The 21101-nt window shown below is 44.0% G+C and carries 17 protein-coding genes, 2 tRNA genes and 1 rRNA gene; 13 read left to right on the plus strand and 7 right to left on the minus strand.

Going from position 1 to position 21101, the window contains the following annotated elements:
• Window positions 1-372: 372 nt before the first annotated feature.
• The gene (polA, locus tag AVL57_RS00070) at window positions 373-3165 is read right to left on the minus strand and encodes a DNA polymerase I (RefSeq protein ID WP_057795013.1); all 2793 of its coding nucleotides are present in this window, start codon (window positions 3163-3165) and stop codon (window positions 373-375) included.
• A 409-nt stretch (window positions 3166-3574) separates the two neighbouring features.
• Between polA and elbB the strand changes: the two genes are divergently transcribed.
• Window positions 3575-4228 carry an isoprenoid biosynthesis glyoxalase ElbB gene (gene elbB / locus AVL57_RS00075; RefSeq protein WP_057795010.1) on the plus strand — a complete coding sequence of 218 codons (654 nt, stop codon included), beginning with the start codon at window positions 3575-3577 and terminating at the stop codon, window positions 4226-4228.
• Between the two features lie 109 nt (window positions 4229-4337).
• The gene (locus tag AVL57_RS00080; RefSeq protein ID WP_057795008.1) at window positions 4338-5789 is read left to right on the plus strand and encodes a TrkH family potassium uptake protein; all 1452 of its coding nucleotides are present in this window, start codon (window positions 4338-4340) and stop codon (window positions 5787-5789) included.
• Window positions 5790-5860: 71 nt separating this feature from the next.
• On the opposite strand, the gene trkA is transcribed toward AVL57_RS00080, so the two are convergent.
• The 4 genes from trkA to def are packed head-to-tail and all read right to left on the minus strand — an operon-like array spanning window position 5861 to window position 10073.
• Entirely contained in the window at window positions 5861-7240 is a 1380-nt protein-coding gene (gene trkA, locus AVL57_RS00085; protein WP_013782523.1) for a Trk system potassium transporter TrkA, read from the minus strand.
• A gap of 24 nt (window positions 7241-7264) precedes the next feature.
• The gene (gene rsmB / locus AVL57_RS00090; protein ID WP_057795006.1) at window positions 7265-8599 is read right to left on the minus strand and encodes a 16S rRNA (cytosine(967)-C(5))-methyltransferase RsmB; all 1335 of its coding nucleotides are present in this window, start codon (window positions 8597-8599) and stop codon (window positions 7265-7267) included.
• Window positions 8599-9555: a methionyl-tRNA formyltransferase gene (fmt, locus tag AVL57_RS00095; protein WP_057795004.1), complete on the minus strand. Its 957-nt coding sequence runs from the start codon at window positions 9553-9555 to the stop codon at window positions 8599-8601. The genes rsmB and fmt overlap by 1 nt, the downstream gene beginning before the upstream one ends.
• Before the next feature lie 8 nt (window positions 9556-9563).
• Window positions 9564-10073 carry a peptide deformylase gene (gene def, locus AVL57_RS00100; protein ID WP_013782526.1) on the minus strand — a complete coding sequence of 170 codons (510 nt, stop codon included), beginning with the start codon at window positions 10071-10073 and terminating at the stop codon, window positions 9564-9566.
• Between the two features lie 216 nt (window positions 10074-10289).
• Here def and AVL57_RS00105 point away from each other — a divergent pair, with 216 nt between their 5' ends.
• The 7 genes from AVL57_RS00105 (at window position 10290) to AVL57_RS00135 (ending at window position 15985) form a co-directional block, all read left to right on the plus strand.
• Window positions 10290-11363 (plus strand): LysM peptidoglycan-binding domain-containing protein, encoded by a 1074-nt coding sequence (locus tag AVL57_RS00105; protein WP_057796496.1) that lies wholly within the window; start codon window positions 10290-10292, stop codon window positions 11361-11363.
• 33 nt (window positions 11364-11396) lie between these two features.
• On the plus strand, window positions 11397-12554 hold the full coding sequence (gene dprA, locus AVL57_RS00110; RefSeq protein WP_082605006.1) for a DNA-processing protein DprA: 1158 nt from the start codon (window positions 11397-11399) through the stop codon (window positions 12552-12554).
• Between the two features lies 1 nt (window position 12555).
• Window positions 12556-13032, plus strand: coding sequence for a DUF494 family protein (locus tag AVL57_RS00115; protein WP_013782529.1), 477 nt, complete (start codon window positions 12556-12558; stop codon window positions 13030-13032).
• A gap of 23 nt (window positions 13033-13055) precedes the next feature.
• The gene (locus tag AVL57_RS00120; RefSeq protein ID WP_057795003.1) at window positions 13056-13607 is read left to right on the plus strand and encodes a DNA topoisomerase family protein; all 552 of its coding nucleotides are present in this window, start codon (window positions 13056-13058) and stop codon (window positions 13605-13607) included.
• Between the two features lie 21 nt (window positions 13608-13628).
• Window positions 13629-14204, plus strand: a complete 576-nt coding sequence (gene tsaC, locus AVL57_RS00125) for an L-threonylcarbamoyladenylate synthase type 1 TsaC (protein ID WP_057795002.1) — start codon at window positions 13629-13631, stop codon at window positions 14202-14204.
• Window positions 14201-15145, plus strand: coding sequence for an oxygen-dependent coproporphyrinogen oxidase (hemF, locus tag AVL57_RS00130; protein WP_057795000.1), 945 nt, complete (start codon window positions 14201-14203; stop codon window positions 15143-15145). Before tsaC ends, hemF begins: the two co-directional genes overlap by 4 nt.
• A gap of 165 nt (window positions 15146-15310) precedes the next feature.
• On the plus strand, window positions 15311-15985 hold the full coding sequence (locus tag AVL57_RS00135; RefSeq protein WP_057794999.1) for an OmpW family outer membrane protein: 675 nt from the start codon (window positions 15311-15313) through the stop codon (window positions 15983-15985).
• A gap of 100 nt (window positions 15986-16085) precedes the next feature.
• Here AVL57_RS00135 and AVL57_RS00140 read toward each other — a convergent pair whose 3' ends face one another.
• Entirely contained in the window at window positions 16086-16517 is a 432-nt protein-coding gene (locus AVL57_RS00140; protein WP_057794997.1) for a group II truncated hemoglobin, read from the minus strand.
• Between the two features lie 25 nt (window positions 16518-16542).
• Here AVL57_RS00140 and aroE point away from each other — a divergent pair, with 25 nt between their 5' ends.
• Complete coding sequence (gene aroE, locus AVL57_RS00145; protein ID WP_057796492.1) at window positions 16543-17370, plus strand: shikimate dehydrogenase; 828 nt, start codon at window positions 16543-16545, stop codon at window positions 17368-17370.
• A 27-nt stretch (window positions 17371-17397) separates the two neighbouring features.
• On the opposite strand, the gene AVL57_RS00150 is transcribed toward aroE, so the two are convergent.
• The gene (locus tag AVL57_RS00150) at window positions 17398-17934 is read right to left on the minus strand and encodes a gamma carbonic anhydrase family protein (RefSeq protein ID WP_057796490.1); all 537 of its coding nucleotides are present in this window, start codon (window positions 17932-17934) and stop codon (window positions 17398-17400) included.
• A gap of 1262 nt (window positions 17935-19196) precedes the next feature.
• Between AVL57_RS00150 and AVL57_RS00155 the strand changes: the two genes are divergently transcribed.
• From AVL57_RS00155 to AVL57_RS00165, 3 genes are all read left to right on the plus strand, one after another.
• Window positions 19197-20729 (plus strand): 16S ribosomal RNA (locus AVL57_RS00155).
• A gap of 97 nt (window positions 20730-20826) precedes the next feature.
• Window positions 20827-20902 (plus strand) — tRNA-Ala (locus AVL57_RS00160).
• Between the two features lie 4 nt (window positions 20903-20906).
• Window positions 20907-20983, plus strand: a tRNA-Ile gene (locus AVL57_RS00165).
• The last annotated feature ends 118 nt before the right edge of the window (window positions 20984-21101 follow it).

Here is a 21101-nt window from a genome sequence, read left to right on the forward strand (position 1 = left end):
TAGATAAAAGAAAGCCCCGCTAAAAAGCAGGGCCAAAATACTGAGAGAAAACACATAAAAACCGAATATATAGAGTGTGCAGATTTCGGTTAGTTCACTTTAAATTATAAAATTATCTATTCTTTAATTTAAGTTCAAGATTTTTAAGTTCTTTTATTTCTGAATTTTTGGAAACTTTATTGCAGACATAAAAAAACCCCGACAAATCTGTCGGGGTTAAAGCAAAGGTTTGAAAACAGATTTCTCACCTCTGTACCCTACACGCATTAGGGTACAATAATGGTGAAAAAAGGCAAGTAAGAGTGTAATAAAATTACCAAACTTGCCCATTTTTGAGCTATTGCTCACTATTTTCTGTAATCTAATTACTTTTTAGTGAGCTTCATCCCAGTTATCGCCCACGCCCGCTTCAACCACCAGCGGCACATTTAATACAGCGGCTTGTTCCATCAAGCTGACGATATTTTTAACCTGTTCCTCTAGATGTTCTTCTTTAATCTCAAACACCAATTCATCGTGTACCTGCATCATCATGATTATATTGTCGCTTTCAAGTGAGGTGATCCAGTCATCAACCTTTATCATGGCCATTTTAATGATGTCGGCAGCTGTGCCTTGCATCGGCGCATTAATTGCTGCCCGTTCTGCGCCTTTACGGCGCGCCCCATTACTGGCTTTAATGTCGGGTAGGTACAAGCGTCGACCAAACACTGTTTCCACGTAACCTTTTTCTTTAGCGCCTTCTCTAGTGCTGTCCATGTACTCAAGCACGCCAGGGTAGCGCTCAAAATATAAGTCCATGTATTTTTGTGCTTCGTGACGTGGAATATTAAGTTGTTTGGCAAGGCCAAAGGCGCTCATTCCATAGATCAAACCAAAGTTTATGGCCTTAGCACTACGACGTTGCTCCGTTGTCACTTCATCAAGCGTAACCCCAAATACTTCTGCAGCGGTAGCTTTGTGAATGTCTCTGCCGTGAGCAAATGCATCAAGAAGACCTTCATCGCCCGACAAATGGGCCATTATTCTAAGTTCAATTTGAGAATAATCGGCAGCTACAATCTTATAGCCTTCACGTGGAACAAATGCTTGTCTTACCTTACGGCCTTCTTCATTTCGAATAGGAATGTTTTGAAGGTTAGGATCCGTTGACGACAACCGGCCCGTTGCCGTAATAGCTTGATGGTAGGAAGTATGAACACGACCCGTGCGATGATTAATCATTTTAGGGAGTTTGTCGGTATACGTATTCTTAAGCTTGGTTAACCCTCTATACTCCATTAACTTTTTAGGTAACGGGAATTCAAGGGCAAGTTCTTGTAATACTTCTTCAGAAGTAGAAGGGGCACCCTTGGGGGTTTTCTTGATAACCGGTAACGACATCTTCTCAAACAAAATGTGTTGAAGCTGTTTTGGTGAACCTAAATTAAATACTTCGCCTGCTTCTTCATGCACTTCTTTTTCTAGCTCAGCAATACGCGTAGCTAAGTCTTGGCTCTGCTGGCGCAACCGTTGGCTTTCAATTAATACACCTTGCTGTTCCATACGAGATAAAACACAAGCAACCGGCACTTCAACATCAACCAACAACGTTTTAAGTTTGGGTTCGTTCTCTAGCTTTGCCCATATTGCTTGATGAAGGCGCATAGTAATATCAGCATCTTCGGCAGCATAAGGGCCAGCTTCTTCTAACCCAATTTGGTTAAAAGTAAGCTGTTTAGCGCCTTTGCCGGCAATTTCTTCAAAGTGAATCGTTTTATGACCTAAATAGGCAAGGGCTAGCGAATCCATGTCATGTCGCTGCGCGGTGCTGTTTAACACATAGCTTTCCAGCATAGTGTCAAAGCCGATACCATTTAGGATGATGTCGTAATGCGCGAGTACATTCTTGTCATATTTAATGTGCTGACCCACTTTGATGATGGTTTCAGACTCTAAAATAGGCTTCAATGCTGCTAGCACGTACTCTCTTGATAACTGCGTGGGTGCATCAGGGTAATCATGAGCAACTGGCACGTAAGCCGCAGCACCAGGTTCAATACAAAAAGAAACACCAACAAGTTCAGCTTCCATGTAGTTAACACTGGTCGTTTCAGTATCAACAGCAATAAGCGGTGCTGCTTTTAGTTTTTCAATCCAAGCCTCAAACGTAGCTTCATCTAACACCACCTCATAACCAGATTTATCGATATTACTTTCTGGTAATACTTCATCTGTATCGCTTGAATCTGATCCGCTCTCAACACTTGTTGGCTTTGAGGACTCACTACCATCACCTGCGATCAATGCGCTAATTTCGGTATGCCAGCGCTTGAATTCATACTCTGCAAACATCGACTGTAAGGTTTGGTTATCCGGAGCAGTAGGGCGAAGCTCATCTATTTTGTATTCTAGATCTAAATCAATGGCAATCGTGGCAAGGGTGTATGACAAGCGAGCTTGTTCTTCATACTCTTGCATTTTAGTTGCCATCGTCTTGCTCCCTCTAAATGAGAGATCGGCAATTTTATCAAGATTGTCATAGATAGCACTGATGCCACCAATACCGTTTAATAGCGCTTGGGCACTTTTATCACCCACACCGGGTACGCCAGGAATATTATCTACCTTGTCACCCTTAAGGGCTAAGAAGTCGATTACCAGTTCCGGTGGAATACCGAATTTCATGTTTACCCCTTCAATATCCATAATCTGATTCGTCATGGTATTGATCAAGGTGACATTGTCGTTGACGAGTTGCGCCATGTCTTTATCGCCAGTACTGATCAACGTATCGATACCGTGCTCTGTGGCACGACAGGCTAGGGTACCTATAACATCATCGGCTTCAACGCCAGACTCAACGATTACAGGTAACCCCATGGCTTTGATGATGGTATGTAATGGTTCTATTTGACTACGTAACTCTTCCGGCATAGGTGGGCGATTCGCTTTATATTCTTCATAAATATCGTCGCGAAACGTTTTACCTTTGGCATCAAAGATGACTGCCATGTGAGTAGGGTTGTACTGTCTAATCAAGCTTTTCAGCATGTTGACAACACCATAGATCGCACCGGTATCCTGACCTTTTGAGTTCGTCAGAGGTGGTAATCCGTGAAATGCTCTAAATAGATAAGATGATCCATCTACTAGAATAAAAGGGGGCTTTTTCGAATCTGTCATAGCTATGCATTAACCAAGCTTAGAATAAGGCGCAAGCATGCCATAGGCGCTAGTGGATCGCCATAGAGCATAACAACATAAATAAAGGGATCATCTGTGGATAAGATTGTGATCTAATAAAATAAGCACAACAAAATGAACGATCTTTGTTTATAGAAAGATTGTCCTGTAAAGCAATAAAAATAAGGGAATGTAAAATAAGAGTGTGGACTGCGTACCTGCAACTCATCATTCCGTTTTATGTGGATAACTTGGTGAACTTATTTTTTTCGTTTAACCAAATTGGTCAGATAATGTAGCATAACAAATTAACAATCCAATACAGGTTATTAAGACTTTTTTTTGAACAGTTGGTGGTTTTATAGCCAAAAATAGAATAAGTCGGTTTGGCAAGGTCTAGGAGGACATTATGAAACAAGTTGCAGTTATTTTAAGTGGTTGTGGTGTATTTGATGGCGCTGAAATTCATGAGTCAGTATTAACGCTTTTAGCTATTGAACAAGCCGGGGTAGGTTACCAATGTTTTGCGCCAGATAAAGCTCAAATGCACGTAGTGAATCATTTAACGGGAGAAGTTTCAGAGGATGAAACGCGTAATGTATTGGTTGAGTCTGCACGAATTGCCCGAGGCAATGTTAAGCCTATTACAGAATGTAAGGTATCAGACTTCGATTACCTTATCTTACCTGGTGGATTTGGGGCTGCTAAGAATTTGTGTTCATTTGCAGTTGATGGTGAAAAAAGCACGGTAGATAAGAACGTACTCGCGGTATGTACCGACTTTGCGAAAGCAAAAAAACCTGTGGCCTATGCATGCATTGCACCTGCTATTGCAGCTAGCGTATACGGAAACGATGTTAAACTGACCATTGGTAGCGATGAAGATACCGCCAATACCTTGAACGCGTTAGGAGCATGCCACGTAAACTGTGAAGTAGATGAAGTGGTGGTAGACGTGGAAAATAAACTGGTTACTACGCCAGCTTATATGTCGGCACAAAATATCTTACAAGCCCATGCTAGTATTAATAAAATGGTAGAAACGGTACTAGCGATGAAATAATTTGCTTATGGCCCTATAATCGCGTCAATGTAGTAGAAACCTTGTATCCTCTAAAAACCGCGACAACTGTTAATCGCGAGTTTACTAATAACGAAAGGCATAAAGAAGCATGCACTACCGTGCCATTGTACGAATTTTAGGGCTCCTTATTGCGCTATTTAGCGTAACCATGATCCCACCTGCTGTGGTATCTCTGATTTATCAAGACGGTAGTGGTTTGCCCTTTACCCTTGCGTTTTTTATTTGCGTGGGTGGTGGTATGGTGCTTTGGTACCCAAACCGACAGCAAAAAAATGATTTGCGAGCGCGAGAAGGCTTTTTAATTGTTGCTCTATTCTGGTCGGTACTAGCAAGTGTGGGTGCCATTCCACTTATGTTACTAGAACAGCCTAGCATGACCGTCACTGATGCTTTTTTTGAATCATTCTCAGGGCTAACTACAACCGGTGCGACGGTCATTGAAGGCATTGATTTCCTACCTCATTCGGTGCAGTTCTATCGACAACAACTACAATGGCTTGGCGGCATGGGTATCATTGTACTCGCCGTAGCAATATTGCCTATTTTAGGGGTTGGGGGCATGCAGCTATACCGTGCAGAAACTCCTGGGCCGGTTAAAGATAATAAAATGACCCCCCGTATTGCAGATACGGCTAAACACCTTTGGTACATTTATCTTTCTATCACTATTGCATGCGCTGCCGCTTACTGGTTGGCTGGTATGGATATGTTTGATGCTATTTGCCATGCGTTTTCTACGGTTGCCATTGGGGGCTTCTCTACCCACGATGCTAGCCTTGGCTACTTTAATAGCCCAATGGTGAATGTGGTTTGTACGGTCTTTCTATTAATCGCTGCACTTAACTTTTCACTCCATTACGCAGCAGTGAGTACCCGTTCGGTAAAAGGCTATTTTAACGACCCAGAATTTAAAGCTTTTTTCTTTATTCAAGCCACACTTATCATGCTGTGCTTCTTAGTACTCACCCTATCTGGGTTTTACGACTCTGCGGAAACAGCGCTCGATCAAGCTATGATTCAAGCCGTATCAATCAGCACTACGGCGGGGTTTGCCACCACAGACTTCTCAATTTGGCCTACGTTTTTACCCATACTACTCATCTTTTCAAGTTTCATTGGAGGCTGTGCTAGCTCTACGGGGGGCGGGTTAAAAGTGGTTCGTGTCTGTTTGTTATTCCTGCAGGGTAAGCGTGAAGTAGACAGGCTTATTCATCCTAAGGCGGTGTATTCCGTTAAGTTAGGTGAGCGAGCAATGCCGGATAAAGTCGTCGAGGCGGTATGGGGCTTCTTCTCGGCTTACGCTGTTGTGTTTGTGATACTAATGATAGGCCTAATCGCCACAGGGCTAGATAACTTAAGCGCGTTTACCGCCACTGCAGCCATGTTAAATAACCTTGGTCCTGGATTGGGCAGTGTTGCATCTAACTATGCGGGTGTGACCGATGCTGGAAAGTGGATTTTAGTTGTGGGAATGGTGTTTGGGCGACTGGAAGTCTTTTCCTTGCTGGTACTATTCTCTCCTACTTTCTGGCGAAGCTAGTGGGATAGCGAGCTGCTGGGTGCTTTTACCAACGCATCACCAAAGTGCGTAAGCAAACCGAGTCTTTCTTTTTAACCAAAGAAGAATGCGCTGGGTTGGAACAGTTTTTCTACATCGCCAATATATTTTTTGTCGACTAAGAACAAAATAACGTGGTCATTTGCTTCAATAAGCGTATCACTATGGGCAATGATTACTTGGTCGTCTCTTACTACCGCGCCTATGGTAGTACCAGGAGGCAGTTTAATTTTACCGATTTCTTTACCCACAACCTTAGAGGTATTTTCATCGCCATGGGCAATCGCTTCTATTGCCTCTGCAGCACCACGGCGTAAAGAATATACGTTTACAATATCTCCGCGTCTAACATGGGTAAGTAGGGCCGAAATAGTTGCTTGCTGTGGCGAGAAAGCAATGTCTATTTCACCACCTTGTACTAAGTCTACATAAGCACTACGTTGAATCAGTACCATGGCTTTTTGTGCGCCCATGCGCTTGGCCAACATGGCAGACATAATGTTAGCTTCATCATCATTAGTTACCGCAATGAATGCATCGACTTGCTCGACATTTTCTTCACTGAGTAACTCTGGATCTGATGCATCACCGCTAAAGACAATAGTTTTGTCTAAGTGGGCAGAAAGGTATTTTGCTCTTTCGTGACTAAACTCGATCAGCTTTACGTTATGTTTGTGCTCAAGTTTTTTCGCTAGCCCTGCGCCAATTAAGCCGCCACCGGCTATCATAATGCGTTTATAGCTAGACTCTAATTTTTGAAGTTCACTCATTACCGCACGAATATGCTTTGTTGCAGCAATAAAGAATACTTCATCATCGGCTTCTATAACCGTAGTACCCAGCGGTCGAATAGGGCGACCACGGCGATATATTGCTGCCACCCGGGTTTCCACATTGGGCATGTGGTCTTTTAGCGCGGATAACGCATGACCTACCAGTAAACCACCATAATACGCTTTTACCGCCACTAAGCTGGCTTTACCGTCAGCAAATTCAACAACCTGCAAGGCGCCAGGGTAGTCTATAAGCCGTTTAATGGCTTTAGTCACTAACTGTTCAGGGGCAATGATATGGTCTACAGGAATGTCCTGCTGTTTATAGAGTTGTTCTTGGTAAATAATGTATTGTTCTGAGCGAACGCGAGCAATCTTGGTCGGGGTTTTAAATAAACTAAAAGCCACTTGGCACGCAAGCATATTACTTTCATCACTGTTCGTTACAGCGATAAGCATGTCGGCATCTTCTGCACCGGCTTTTCGTAATACGTCAGGGTGAGAACCCACCCCATTAACCACCTGTAAATCTAATCGGTCTTGAAGCGCACGTAAGGTATTAGGATCAGAATCGATAACGGTAATATCGTTCTTCTCTCCTACAAGGTTTTCAGCAAGTGTTCCGCCAACCTGACCTGCGCCTAAAATGATGATTTTCATCGGTGTTTATGTGCCTTATTGCTTTTATTTGCTCAACGACTTTACCAGTCTCGCATAGTAGAAACCATCCATTTGTTGCTCACCAGGTAGGATTTGTCTACCAGGGTTACTCGGAGTTTCCGTTTTTATAACAGGTACTAATGTGGCATCTGCATTACGTTCTAAAAATGCGCTAATCTGTTGGCTATTTTCTTGTGGCAGTATAGAGCAGGTGGCGTAAAGCAATGTGCCACCGGGCTTGAGTGTTTGCCATAAGCTAGTCAGTATTTCAGCTTGTAGTGCTGCAAGTGCATCAATATCACTCGACTTTCTTAGCCAGCGAATATCAGGGTGGCGTCGAATAACACCCGTGGCAGAGCAGGGTGCATCAAGCAAAATTCGGTCGAAGTGTTGCCCATCCCACCATGTATCAGGCTTAGCCGCATCGCCTTGCTTTATAACCGGCAGATTGGTTTGCGTATGTTGCAGGCGAGCCATGTTTTCTTCAACGCGCTTTAAGCGATTCTCGTCAGCATCAAGGGCAAGGCAATAGGCTAAGTCGGGAGTACGCTCAATAATATGACCTGTTTTACCACCCGGTGCCGCGCAACAATCTAATACGCGCTCATGTGGTTGAGCGTCCAAATAATGGGCTGCAAGCTGAGCTGCACCATCTTGTACAGCAAAGTGGCCTTTTTCAAACCCTGGAAGCCCAGTAATATCTTCACGGCCTTCAAGTCTGATGGCGTCTGGGTGTGCAGGACTGAGTGAATAGCTAATCTCAGCAGCATCCAATGCAGCAGCGTAATCGCTAATAGATATTTGTTTGGTATTAACCCTTAGCCAAATTGGCGCCATGGCATTGGTAGCTTCTCGCACGGCATCAGCATCTTGACCATAGGCATCTTCTAGTGCCTTAAATAACCACTTAGGTAACCCACTGGCAATAATGGGATTATCGATAGGCTTGTTAATCAGTTCTTGACGCATGAAGTTGCGCAGTACAGCGTTCACTAACCCTTTTAATGCTGTGCCGCCTAAGTAAGGCGAGGCATTAACGGTTTCGCCCACCGCAGCATGTTGACTTACACGAGAAAACGCTAACTGGTATAACCCCAACAGAATAAGGTGCTCTATTACCTTCTTATTCCCCTTTAAAGGGCGGTCGAGTAACTCTCGTAACCAATGCTGCAAAATGGGAAGTTTACGCATGACGCCCAAAGACATTTCTTGAATCCACGCATTGTCTCTAGGGTGATGACGACGTTGAACCCGCTCTAGGCAGTCTCTTGACGATTTACCTTGTTCTAGAATTTGATATATCACCCATGCACAATCGGCACGAAGGTTTTTTTGTTTCGGTAATGGAGTGGGTTTCACTATTCTTCCGTACTGGCAATGCAGTTACCTGGTGCGAACCAGTCTTTGCGAGCATTAACGACATCTGCAGCGGGCAATGCTTTTTTCCCAGGTATTTGCAGGGTGTTGATTCGTAGGGCACTTGAGCCCGTAGCTACCACAATGCCGTGCTTGTCAGCTTGAATGATAGTACCTGGGGCATGTGAAGTCGGTAGGCCATCAACCACATCCACCGACCAAATTTTAATATTTTGCGATTCAATTTTAGTCCAAGCTACAGGCCATGGATTAAAGGCGCGCACGTTTCGTGCAATTTGCGCTGCGCTATCGTGCCAATTAATAAAAGCTTCTTCTTTGGAAAGCTTTTTGGCGTAAGTTGCTTCGCTATCATCTTGCTTCACAGGTGATAGGGTGTCGATACTGTTTACTACATCTAATAATGCAGTAGGACCAAGTTCTGCTAGCTTCTCGTAAAGCGACGCACTGGTATCGCTTTCGCTAATAGGCAAGGTGGCTATATGCAACATGTCGCCGGTATCTAGCCCTTCATCCATCTGCATGATTGTAACGCCAGTCTCACTATCGCCAGCCCATATCGACCGTTGGATAGGTGCAGCACCACGCCATTTAGGCAAAATTGAGCCATGCACATTCAGACAGCCTAATTGGGGAGCATCAAGTACAGACTTAGGTAAAATTAACCCATAGGCAACCACAATCATTAAATCGGCTTTAATGTCTGCCAATATTTTCTGCGCTTCGTCATTCTTTAAGCTGGCTGGCTGATAAACTGGAATCTCATGTTCTTGAGCAAGTACTTTTACGGGGCTTGGTGTAAGTTTTTTGCCTCGTCCAGCAGGACGGTCTGGTTGGGTGTACACCGCAACAACTTCATGAGTGCTAGATAATAAAGCACTCAGATGCTGAGCAGCAAAATCCGGTGTGCCGGCAAAAATGATGCGTAATGGTTTTATCAAAACTAACCTCAGTCGCGTGCAGCTAAACGTGCTTCTTTTTCAAGCTTTTTACGAATACGCTGGCGTTTAAGCGGAGACAAGTAATCAATAAACAGTTTGCCTTTGAGATGATCCAATTCGTGCTGAATACAAATAGCCAATAGACCGTCTGCTTCCAACTCAAATGCTTCACCATTTTCATTCAGTGCTTTTACCGTAATTTCTTCTGCGCGCTCAACTTTTGCGTAGTTGCCTGGAACCGAAAGACAACCTTCTTCACTAATAGTGCTGCCGTCTTTTTTGGTGATTTCCGGGTTGATAAAAACACGAGGCTCGTCTTGATCTTCCGCTACGTTCATTACAACAACTTGAACATGTCTGTCGACTTGAGTAGCAGCCAAACCAATTCCATTCTCGTCTTTCATGGTTTCAAACATATCTGAAACCAATTGTTTAATGTCGTCATTCACTTCTTCTACCGGTTTTGCTACGGTACGAAGTCGCTCATCGGGAAAACTTAATACGTCTAAAATTGCCATGTGTCGCTTATTTAACCTTTTCGCTGTATAAATTCATATACGATCTAGTCGCTCGCACCCTTTACAGTGCCTTTTGAGTTACTATTCTAACGTATATCGAGTTATATCGTGCAGTTTTTTGCTGCCGCGCCACAGTATTGGGGCACAATATCGATATAGTAGTATTGTCTGAAATTTCAACAGTAAATGGCAGTGGAAAAATTGCGGAAGGTTAATTTGAAAAATCGATTGAAGAATGTAACACGTGCAATGGTATTGGTAGTGGCGTGTTTTGCCGCATTTTCAGCAATGGCCAAACCGCTAAAAGAATCCGCGCCAGATACTTACACAGTTCAACAAGGTGATACCTTATGGGGCATCGCTAATCTTTTTTTAAATCAGCCATGGCTGTGGCCTGAACTTTGGCGTCACAACACCCAAATAGATAACCCGCATTTAATTTACCCCGGTGATGTTATCTCGGTGTCTTATATAAATGGTGAACCCGTATTTTCGATAAATCGAGATAAGCCAACCCTAGTGCTTTCGCCTGGTTCTACCCGAAGAGTGAAGAGTACACCTATAGAGACCCTATCATGGTCGGTATTAGCCCCTTATATAAAACAACACACGCTGGTATCTGAGGAAGAGTATGAATTACTTCCTCATTTATTAGGTAATCACGATGGTAATGTGAGTTTTGTGTCTAACGACCTAGTGGTAAGCCAAAAAGAAAACCGCACTGAGGATCAGTATCAGGTGGTAAGAAAGCAATCTATTATACGCAATATGCAGGGTAAGGTGCTTGGTGTGCAACTTACCCATGTAGCGAAAGCTAGCTTAGAGAATGACGTGTCATTGCCAAACGCTAGAATGGTGAAGCTTTCAGATTCAAATCAAGAAGCAAAACGTGGAGATAAGCTACTTACGGGTAACTTTACGTTAGACGATGATTTAGTTCTGCAAGAAGCAACATCACAACGAGGATTTGTAATTGGCGATTTACACGATCACGACTTACTCGGCCGTTACGATGTTGTGGTTTTAGATTTAGGCGCACGTGAGCTAACAGCTGGCACCGTAATGGGCATCTACGCTGGTGGGCCTGACATTATAGATGGCGAAGAACCCCAATACGCAAGCAATCGTGATGTTATAAAAGGAAACGGGCTTTTTACCGATAAAGTACAGCAACCTGCACTTAAAATTGGTGAAGTCATTGTGTTTAAAACTTTTGATTCAGCTAGCTACGGCATTATAACTCGAGCAAAAGAAGGCGTAAGACGCGGCTTCATTGTGGCAAAACCCTAATACGTTATTGCCGCTTATTATTTAGGAGCGGCAATGACAACTTCCCAACCACATGAAGCAAGTAGTGATTCTGTTCAAGTATTGGATAAAACCTTAAGCAAAGAACAGATGGCGTGGGTGACAATGGCGTCAGCAATAAATATCGCTACAGGGAAGTGGCTCAAGGCGCTTGAAGCACACTCTCTTAGTGAAGTAGCATTACTCGATGCTTTTCACAAAACTGCTTTCACCTCGGGTGTTCTTCATACCCTTACACAATCAATATCTCTCAACTTACTTGAAAAAGCGAAACACTGGCACGCTTCACATGCAAAGCATCATATCGTTACCCTAGGGTGTGCCCATTACCCTGAACTATTAAAAACCCTGCCAAACCCACCACTGGTGCTATTCGTTATAGGTAATATTAATACCTTGGTGATGCCCCAAATAGCGATAGTAGGGAGTAGGCGAGCTAGCCATCAAGGTAAGCAAATTGCTACTGAATTTGCTGAAGCACTAGCAACTAATGGGGTAGCCGTAACCAGCGGGCTGGCTGCAGGAATAGATTCAGCTGCCCATACAGGTGGGTTGGCGTGCGAGGGTGGCACGATAGCGGTAATGGGAACGGGCCCTGATATTGTCTACCCCCCTAAAAACGTATCGCTACACCGTGACATAGTGAACGCAGGGGGAGCCTGTATCACCGAGTTCTTTCCAGGTGTATCTGCTAAGCCTTGGCATTTTCCCAGGAGAAACCGAATAATTGCGGCTATGTCACTTGGAACCTTAGTAATAGAGGCAAAAATAAAGAGTGGCACCTTGATAACTGCGAATTTGGCCGCAGATATGGGGCGTGAAGTATTTGCAGTTCCTGGAAGTATCTTCCATGCTTACTCCGAAGGCTGTCATTGGTTAATTCAGCAAGGCGCTAAGCTGGTTACCTGTGTTGATGACATTTTCGATGAAATTATAGTGTCTGCTGGTGAGAGAGAATGCCAGAGTGAAGCGTTAAGTAAAAAAAGTGAAGTGAATAACTTGGCAACCGATAAATTATTAGATAGTGTGGATTACGACATCACCGCTATTGATGTTATAGCGCAGCGCTGTACCTCTCCTGTTAATGAGGTTATGGCATCATTATTAGAATATGAGTTGCGTGGTTTAGTAGCCGCTGTCCCTGGTGGCTACATTAAATTGAGGGGAAAATAATATGTTCGATATCCTCATGTACCTGTTTGAAAACTTCATTCACAGTGAAACTGAAATTCGAGTCGATCAAGACGAGCTTACCGAGGAGTTGGTACGCGCGGGTTTCCATCATGATGAAATCTACAAAGCATTAGCGTGGCTTGAAAAGCTAGCGGCTTTGCAAGAAACAGATATTAAGCCTTATTTTTGTAAAGGGATTAGTACCAGCCTTAGTCGTATTTACACACATGAAGAGCAAATGCGATTAGACGTGGAGTGCCGTGGCTTCTTGCTATTTTTAGAGCAAGTAGGTGTGGTAGATGCGTCAACCCGAGAAATGGTAATAGACAGAGTAATGGAAATAGACTCTTCTGAATTTTGTTTAGAAGACCTAAAGTGGGTAGTGCTCATGGTACTGTTTAATGTACCAGGTAAAGAAAAAGCCTATGCACAAATGGAAGATTTATTATTTGATGAACCTGACGGCGTGTTGCACTAATGTGCATCATGTCGTGCTAGTTTATGTCAAAAATTGATCATTCACTTTTCTCTGCGCACGAACATGCCTTAGAAGACGCTTTCGGTGATTGCCCCGATTGCGGTAAACCACTGCATATAAAAAACAGCAAATCAGGCCCTTTTATTGGCTGCACAGGTTACCCAGACTGTCATTTCAGCAAGCCATTACACGATAAACAAACCACCTTATTAAAAGTACTTGATGGCGTTAGCTGTCCAGAATGTGATTCTACCTTGGCTATCAAAAAAGGTCGCTTTGGTATGTTTATAGGCTGTACCAATTTTCCTGAATGTCATTATATCTCACCAATTAAACAGCAAGAAGACACCCATGTTATTTGCCCCAAGTGTAAAAAAGGGCAACTTACATCACGTACCAATAAATACGGTAAGCAGTTTTTTGCGTGTGATCATTATCCCCATTGTCGTTATGTGCTAAATTTCACGCCAGTAAATGAAGCATGCCCCGATTGTGGCTGGACCGTTCTGATAAAAAAGAAAGGCCAAATTTGTTGCCCTCAGCCAGGGTGTGGCTTTAAAAAAGACGATAAATAACACCTATAGAGAAAAGCATTAATGAGTATCCCGACCAAGGGGCAAATAGGCACTAGCGATCCAATTGTCACCGCGTTTAAAAATGGTGACCTATTGGTTTACCCTACCGAAGCAGTTATGGGCATAGGCTGTGACCCAGATAATGAAGCGGCTGTAATGTCGCTTTTAGCATTGAAGCAGCGCCCTATAGAAAAAGGGGTAATCTTAATTGCTGCTAACTATTCTCAGCTATTACCCTATATAAATGATGAAGCCATACTTCAGCACAAACGTACTGAAATTGTGTCCAGTTGGCCTGGGCCAAATACTTGGTTGCTACCTAAGTCGGCGTCGGCCCCACTATGGTTAACCGGCAAGCATGAAAAAATAGCGGTTCGAGTAAGTAACCACCCAGTGGTTAAAGCTTTATGTGAAAAGCTAGGAAAGCCGCTGGTATCTACAAGTGCCAACCTAACTGGCCAACAACCCGCAATAACCCAGCAGGAAGCAACCGATATATTTGGTGATAGTGTTTTCTATGTTGATGGGGAAGTAGGTGGCCACGCTAAACCCAGTACCATCCGTGACGGCGATACCGGAGAGATAATAAGATCATGATTGACCCCCAACACGTAAACCAACAGTTAGACGGTAAAGACGCCGCTGAAGTGATAGAACAAGTTAAAGCGTACTTACTGTCATTACAGGACAACATTTGCCAAACCCTTGAGCTCGCCGATGGTAAAGGGCAGTTCAAAGAAGATTCGTGGGTTCGCGAAGAAGGCGGTGGTGGTCGTTCTCGTGTTATCAAAAACGGTGCAGTGATAGAGCAAGGTGGGGTGAACTTTTCTCACGTGTTTGGTAGCCAAATGCCTGCGTCAGCTACGGCTAACCGCCCAGAACTGGCCGGTAGAAACTTTCAAGCCATGGGGGTCTCGTTGGTTATTCACCCACATAACCCTTATATTCCTACATCTCATGCGAATGTGCGCTTTTTTATCGCCGAAAAAGAAGGTGAAGCACCTATTTGGTGGTTTGGCGGTGGGTTCGATTTAACCCCGTTTTACCCCTTTAAAGACGACGTACTACATTGGCACAATACCGCTAAGAAATTATGCGCCCCCTTTGGTGAAAACGTGTATGGAAAATATAAGAAATGGTGTGATGACTATTTCTTCTTAAAGCATCGAAATGAAACCCGCGGTGTAGGTGGCTTGTTCTTTGACGATTTAAACGATTGGGGGTTTGAAACGTCATTCAACTTTATGCAGGCGGTAGGAAATGGTTTCGTTGATGCTTATGTACCTATTGTAGAAAAGCGCAAGAGTACGTCGTACGGCGAAAGAGAGCGTGACTTTCAGCTATATCGCCGTGGTCGCTATGTAGAGTTTAACTTAGTATTCGATAGAGGCACCTTGTTTGGATTACAAACTGGAGGCAGAACTGAATCAATCTTAATGTCTATGCCACCACTTGCCCGATGGGAGTATTGCTATACTCCGGCGCCGGGGAGCGCAGAAGCAAAGCTAACCGACTGGCTTCAGCCTACAAACTGGTAATATTTTGCACCATGGGAATACCCTGTGGTGCAATTCCTTTGATCCACATCAAATTCCCTCATTACCAAGGTATATAGAGATATTGCACCTTGCGCTGGATCAAAGGATTTTCTTTTTAAACGTATACAGTGTCGTCATTATCATTAAACACATGAGAGACACACAATGCGTACACACACACTTTCAGCCATATGTATTTCTTTAGCGCTTGCCGCCCCTTTTGCTTCAGCTCATGAAAAGGGTGACTGGTTAGTTCGTGGCGGATTAACAACAGTAGCGCCCGACGAGTCAACCTCAAACATCATTGCAGGTGGTAGCGATTTAGGTGTAGCACTGACTATCGATAACGATACCCAGTTGGGATTAAACGTTGCCTATTTCATTACCGACAATATCAATGTTGAATTATTGGCCGCAACACCGTTTACTCACGACGTGAATTTTTCGGTAAGCGATCCACTAGGTACAGGTAACACATTGGGAGAGGTCACGCACTTACCCCCTACTATTACCGTTAACTACTACTTCAACGACGCAAACTCAGCGTTTCAGCCATATATTGGTGCGGGTTTAAACTATACCTTTATCTTTGATGAATCATTTACTGCTGCAAATAAGGAAGCAGGGCTTGATGATTTATCTTTAGATAACTCTGTAGGCATTTCTGCACAAGTAGGGATGGATTATCAAATAGATAAAGAGTGGCATGTAAATGCGTCAGTACGTTACATCGATATTAATACCGAGGCGTCATTTACCGTAGGTGGTGCAGAAGGTAGCGTAAACGATATTGACATCGACCCTTGGGTTTATACCTTGTCAGTAGGTTACACATTCTAAGGTTCGTTTAATAAGGTAAGTTGCCTTAAATAAGCAGCTTAGCAAGGCGTAAAACCTTATATCGTAATCTAAAGCGTTCCGTGTTTTACGGAGCGCTTTTTTATTTACTATTAATCATATGCTCGGCAAGTTGATCGAGTGCATTAAGAAGTTGCTGTGCGAGGGGGAGGTCATCAACAGTCTCGTGCATGGCTTTGCGCATACAATACATCCACTGGTCTTTTAATTCAGGTGTAACACTAAAAGAAAGATGCCGTGAACGTAACCTTGGGTGACCATATTGTTGCTGATAGGTGTCAGGTCCGCCTAACCACAAACTTAAATAAAGAAAAAACACTTCTCTAATTCTATCTGTTGGCTGAGGATGAATGGCGTAAAGCTCCTTCGCAATAGGATCATCACGCATAACATCATAAAAGCGGTTTGCCAAAAGGCGTACCTTATCTTCTCCACCTATACGGTAATATGGTGTAGTCTCTGACACAGCAGGTTTTTCCTTTCGTATCGATTTAAAGAAGTTAGACATTCCCATGACAGACAGCCTTATTAATAATCCAATGAAAAAGTTTGCCGTTTTCGGTAACCCTATTGTTCAGAGTCTATCACCAACTATTCATGAAATGTTCGCTAAGCAATGTGGCGAGCAAATTAGTTACGAAAAGATCCTTGCGCCAGAAGATGGTTTTACGCCTGAAGCGAAGGCATTCCTAGCGCAACCAGACGCTATAGGTTGTAACGTTACTATGCCGTTTAAACAAGATGCCTTTGCCCTTGCTAACGTAGACGACCAGGCTGCGTTAGACGCAAAAGCAGTTAACACCTTAATGAAGCGCAGCGATGGCACTGTTGCAGGTTTTAATACCGACGGGGTGGGACTGGTGAATGATTTACTTAACCACGGCGTACAGCTAAAAAATAAACGTGTGCTATTAATAGGTGCAGGTGGAGCAGCAAGAGGCGTGATAGCGCCACTTATTGCTTCAGGCATAGCGTCGTTACATCTTACTAACAGGACAAAGGCTAAAGCAGAAATAGTGGCAAGTGAAACGGGCGGAGGAAAGGTTAAGGTTGTTGGTATAGAAGACTGCGATACAGTAGCCCCACATATTATTATCAATTCAACAGCCGCCAGTTTGAGTGAAACACTGCCTTTTGATATGAGCCCTACGTTATTTGCAGAATGTGAAACAGCGTATGACATGGTTTATCGTGCAGAGCCTACTTATTTTATGCAGCAAGCATTATCGTTAGGTGCTTCACGGGTACTTGATGGTTTGGGTATGCTGGTGGAACAGGCTGCTGCATCATTTACGATATGGACAGGTTACAAACCACAGACCAGTGCGGTAATTGATGTATTACGTAGCCAGTTAAAAGCAAAGTAATCGAGACTGATATGAATAAGCAGGCTGTTAAGCCTGCTCTTCTCTATATTCATCTTTTAGTTTTACGTAGTTCAATGCTGATTGTTTAAGGAAGGCTGTCTCGCTTTCTTTTAATGGGCGTTTCTTAACGGCAGGGTTCCCTACATATAAGTAACCACTTTCAAGTCGCTTATTCGGTGGTATTAATGCACCGGCTCCAATAAAGACATCGTCCTCCACAATAACACCGTCCATAACAATAGCGCCCATCCCTACCAAAATACGATTTCCAAGCACACAGCCATGAAGCATACATTTATGGCCCACAGTAACATCGTCACCAATAATGAGTGGAAAACCGTCTGGGTTGGACACAGATTTACGAGATACATGTAACACACTGCCATCTTGAATATTGCTGCGTGCACCAATCGAAATATAATTTACATCTCCACGGGCAGCGACCAATGGCCAGATACTGGCATCGTCGCCTAGGGTAACGTCGCCAACGATAACGGCAGACTCATCTATATAACAGCGATCACCGAGTGTGGGAGAAGTTGATTGATAGGTTCTAATTGTCAAAATTGCACCTTTATACATAAATTCACCAATAGTGATTGCATTAAAACAGAGAACAGGGGGAAAGAACCAACCTTATTCCACCACTGTTTGAGTAAAAGTAGGCAATGGACGTAATAGTTAATTGGCAAAAATCCGTATTTATGTGTGATTTATAGGCTGTGTGGTTGGTATTTTAAGCAGTTAAACGAAATGTGACACTTTTTTTAAATCAGAGGTTGACGCAGGCTCAGAAATCTCTAGAATGCGCATCCGCTTCGACAGGAAAGTGAAATAACTTACACTGACAAAGCAAGTCACTACTTACCTTTAAGGCCAAGTGTGACGGGGTTTTAAAGAAAACACTTCAGAAAATAAAAATTCAAAAAGTGTTGACACTGAAAACTTCAAGCGTATAATACGCACCTCGCTCAAGCAGAGTGAGTCACGAAGAGGCAACGGCTTCTAGTGAATTGCGACAACCAAGGTTGTCCGCTAGCAAGGAAAATGAATCAACTGAGAGTAATGTTGGTCCTCCTTGCGCAGAAGTCACGACAAACAGCGTCGCGATTCTGCACTATGTTCTTTAACAATTTAGACAAGACAATCTGTGTGGGCACTCATTAAGAGTGTCACACAACGACGATTCATATTCGATATATTTAATTGAAGAGTTTGATCACCATTCGAAGAAAGGGCTATCCTAACGGATAGCCCTTTTTTTATGCGTGAAAGAAGTGCTAGTTAGCACTACGTTCGTAAATTAGCACTTATCAATGAACGCCTATCTATAAGCCCGTTACCAATGTCAGTCATTAAGATCTTATTAGAAATCAGTAAAAGGCTACTGCGACTTCTCGGAAAGAAAGAGGGTAAGATGAAGATCTGAATAAAGATGATCTGCTGCTAATGACATCAGGGTAAAACAAATGCCCTTACATGCTTCATAGTAAATCACCTAGTATAAAATTACGGGTAACTAATAGGCTAAGCTACAGATTTCACGCCATAGCTTATCTGACTGTTTTAGAAAATAAGTGAAAACGAAACGCGTAGAATGCGCATCCGCTTCGAAGAGAAGCGCTCATCGAAAAGGCAACGGCCGTTCGGGTGAGGTGAGGAAGTCTAAGCAACTATATGTAGTGTTAGTCCTCCTTGCGCAAAAACAGAATGCTTCGCATTATGATTTTTGCACGATAGTTCTTTAACAATTTATAACAAGACAATCTGTGTGGGCACTCATTAAGAGTGTCACACAACGACGATTCATATTCGATATATTTATTTAATTGAAGAGTTTGATCATGGCTCAGATTGAACGCTGGCGGCAGGCCTAACACATGCAAGTCGAACGGAAACATGTCTAGCTTGCTAGATGATGTCGAGTGGCGGACGGGTGAGTAATGCTTGGGAACTTGCCTTTGCGAGGGGGATAACAGTTGGAAACGACTGCTAATACCGCATAATGTCTTCGGACCAAACGGGGCTTCGGCTCCGGCGCAAAGAGAGGCCCAAGTGAGATTAGCTAGTTGGTGAGGTAAAGGCTCACCAAGGCAACGATCTCTAGCTGTTCTGAGAGGAAGATCAGCCACACTGGGACTGAGACACGGCCCAGACTCCTACGGGAGGCAGCAGTGGGGAATATTGCACAATGGGGGAAACCCTGATGCAGCCATGCCGCGTGTGTGAAGAAGGCCTTCGGGTTGTAAAGCACTTTCAGTTGTGAGGAAAAGTTAGTAGTTAATACCTGCTAGCCGTGACGTTAACAACAGAAGAAGCACCGGCTAACTCCGTGCCAGCAGCCGCGGTAATACGGAGGGTGCGAGCGTTAATCGGAATTACTGGGCGTAAAGCGCACGCAGGCGGTTTGTTAAGCTAGATGTGAAAGCCCCGGGCTCAACCTGGGACGGTCATTTAGAACTGGCAGACTAGAGTCTTGGAGAGGGGAGTGGAATTCCAGGTGTAGCGGTGAAATGCGTAGATATCTGGAGGAACATCAGTGGCGAAGGCGACTCCCTGGCCAAAGACTGACGCTCATGTGCGAAAGTGTGGGTAGCGAACAGGATTAGATACCCTGGTAGTCCACACCGTAAACGCTGTCTACTAGCTGTTTGTGACTTTAAGTCGTGAGTAGCGAAGCTAACGCGATAAGTAGACCGCCTGGGGAGTACGGCCGCAAGGTTAAAACTCAAATGAATTGACGGGGGCCCGCACAAGCGGTGGAGCATGTGGTTTAATTCGATGCAACGCGAAGAACCTTACCTACACTTGACATGTTGAGAAGTTACCAGAGATGGTTTCGTGCCTTCGGGAACTCAAACACAGGTGCTGCATGGCTGTCGTCAGCTCGTGTCGTGAGATGTTGGGTTAAGTCCCGCAACGAGCGCAACCCTTGTCCTTAGTTGCCAGCATTTAGTTGGGCACTCTAAGGAGACTGCCGGTGACAAACCGGAGGAAGGTGGGGACGACGTCAAGTCATCATGGCCCTTACGTGTAGGGCTACACACGTGCTACAATGGCATATACAGAGGGATGCGAGACAGTGATGTGGAGCGGACCCCTTAAAGTATGTCGTAGTCCGGATTGGAGTCTGCAACTCGACTCCATGAAGTCGGAATCGCTAGTAATCGCAGGTCAGAATACTGCGGTGAATACGTTCCCGGGCCTTGTACACACCGCCCGTCACACCATGGGAGTGGGATGCAAAAGAAGTAGTTAGTTTAACCTTCGGGAGAACGATTACCACTTTGTGTTTCATGACTGGGGTGAAGTCGTAACAAGGTAACCCTAGGGGAACCTGGGGTTGGATCACCTCCTTACCATGTCGATGGTGACATTGTTAGTGTAGTGCCTACACAGATTGTTTTGTTATTAAATGAAGAACGACACGAAGTTTTTTGTAGTTATACAGAAAATGGGGCTATAGCTCAGCTGGGAGAGCGCCTGCCTTGCACGCAGGAGGTCAGCAGTTCGATCCTGCTTAGCTCCACCACTACAGGCTTGTAGCTCAGCTGGTTAGAGCGCACCCCTGATAAGGGTGAGGTCGGCAGTTCAAGTCTGCCCAAGCCTACCATTTACCTTCACTTGCTTTGCAAGTGGTCGTAAAAAATCCGCTTAACCGGAAGCGGAGCTTCCTGACGGTTTTTCTACTCGCTAAAGTTAGCGGTAGTTATGAATCAACTTAGAAAGCT

It is taken from the genome of Alteromonas stellipolaris (genome assembly GCF_001562115.1).
In the GTDB taxonomy this organism is placed as follows: Bacteria; Pseudomonadota; Gammaproteobacteria; order Enterobacterales; family Alteromonadaceae; genus Alteromonas; species Alteromonas stellipolaris.

Excerpts from the sequence above, each read along its gene's own strand:
- polA (WP_057795013.1), bottom strand. The coding sequence starts at position 3,165 with ATGACAGATTCGAAAAAGCCCCCTTTTATTCTAGTAGATGGATCATCT.
- elbB (WP_057795010.1), top strand. The coding sequence starts at position 3,575 with ATGAAACAAGTTGCAGTTATTTTAAGTGGTTGTGGTGTATTTGATGGC.
- AVL57_RS00080 (WP_057795008.1), top strand. The coding sequence starts at position 4,338 with ATGCACTACCGTGCCATTGTACGAATTTTAGGGCTCCTTATTGCGCTA.
- trkA (WP_013782523.1), bottom strand. The coding sequence starts at position 7,240 with ATGAAAATCATCATTTTAGGCGCAGGTCAGGTTGGCGGAACACTTGCT.
- def (WP_013782526.1), bottom strand. The coding sequence starts at position 10,073 with ATGGCAATTTTAGACGTATTAAGTTTTCCCGATGAGCGACTTCGTACC.
- dprA (WP_082605006.1), top strand. The coding sequence starts at position 11,397 with ATGACAACTTCCCAACCACATGAAGCAAGTAGTGATTCTGTTCAAGTA.
- AVL57_RS00115 (WP_013782529.1), top strand. The coding sequence starts at position 12,556 with ATGTTCGATATCCTCATGTACCTGTTTGAAAACTTCATTCACAGTGAA.
- AVL57_RS00120 (WP_057795003.1), top strand. The coding sequence starts at position 13,056 with ATGTCAAAAATTGATCATTCACTTTTCTCTGCGCACGAACATGCCTTA.
- tsaC (WP_057795002.1), top strand. The coding sequence starts at position 13,629 with ATGAGTATCCCGACCAAGGGGCAAATAGGCACTAGCGATCCAATTGTC.
- hemF (WP_057795000.1), top strand. The coding sequence starts at position 14,201 with ATGATTGACCCCCAACACGTAAACCAACAGTTAGACGGTAAAGACGCC.
- AVL57_RS00135 (WP_057794999.1), top strand. The coding sequence starts at position 15,311 with ATGCGTACACACACACTTTCAGCCATATGTATTTCTTTAGCGCTTGCC.
- AVL57_RS00140 (WP_057794997.1), bottom strand. The coding sequence starts at position 16,517 with ATGGGAATGTCTAACTTCTTTAAATCGATACGAAAGGAAAAACCTGCT.
- aroE (WP_057796492.1), top strand. The coding sequence starts at position 16,543 with ATGAAAAAGTTTGCCGTTTTCGGTAACCCTATTGTTCAGAGTCTATCA.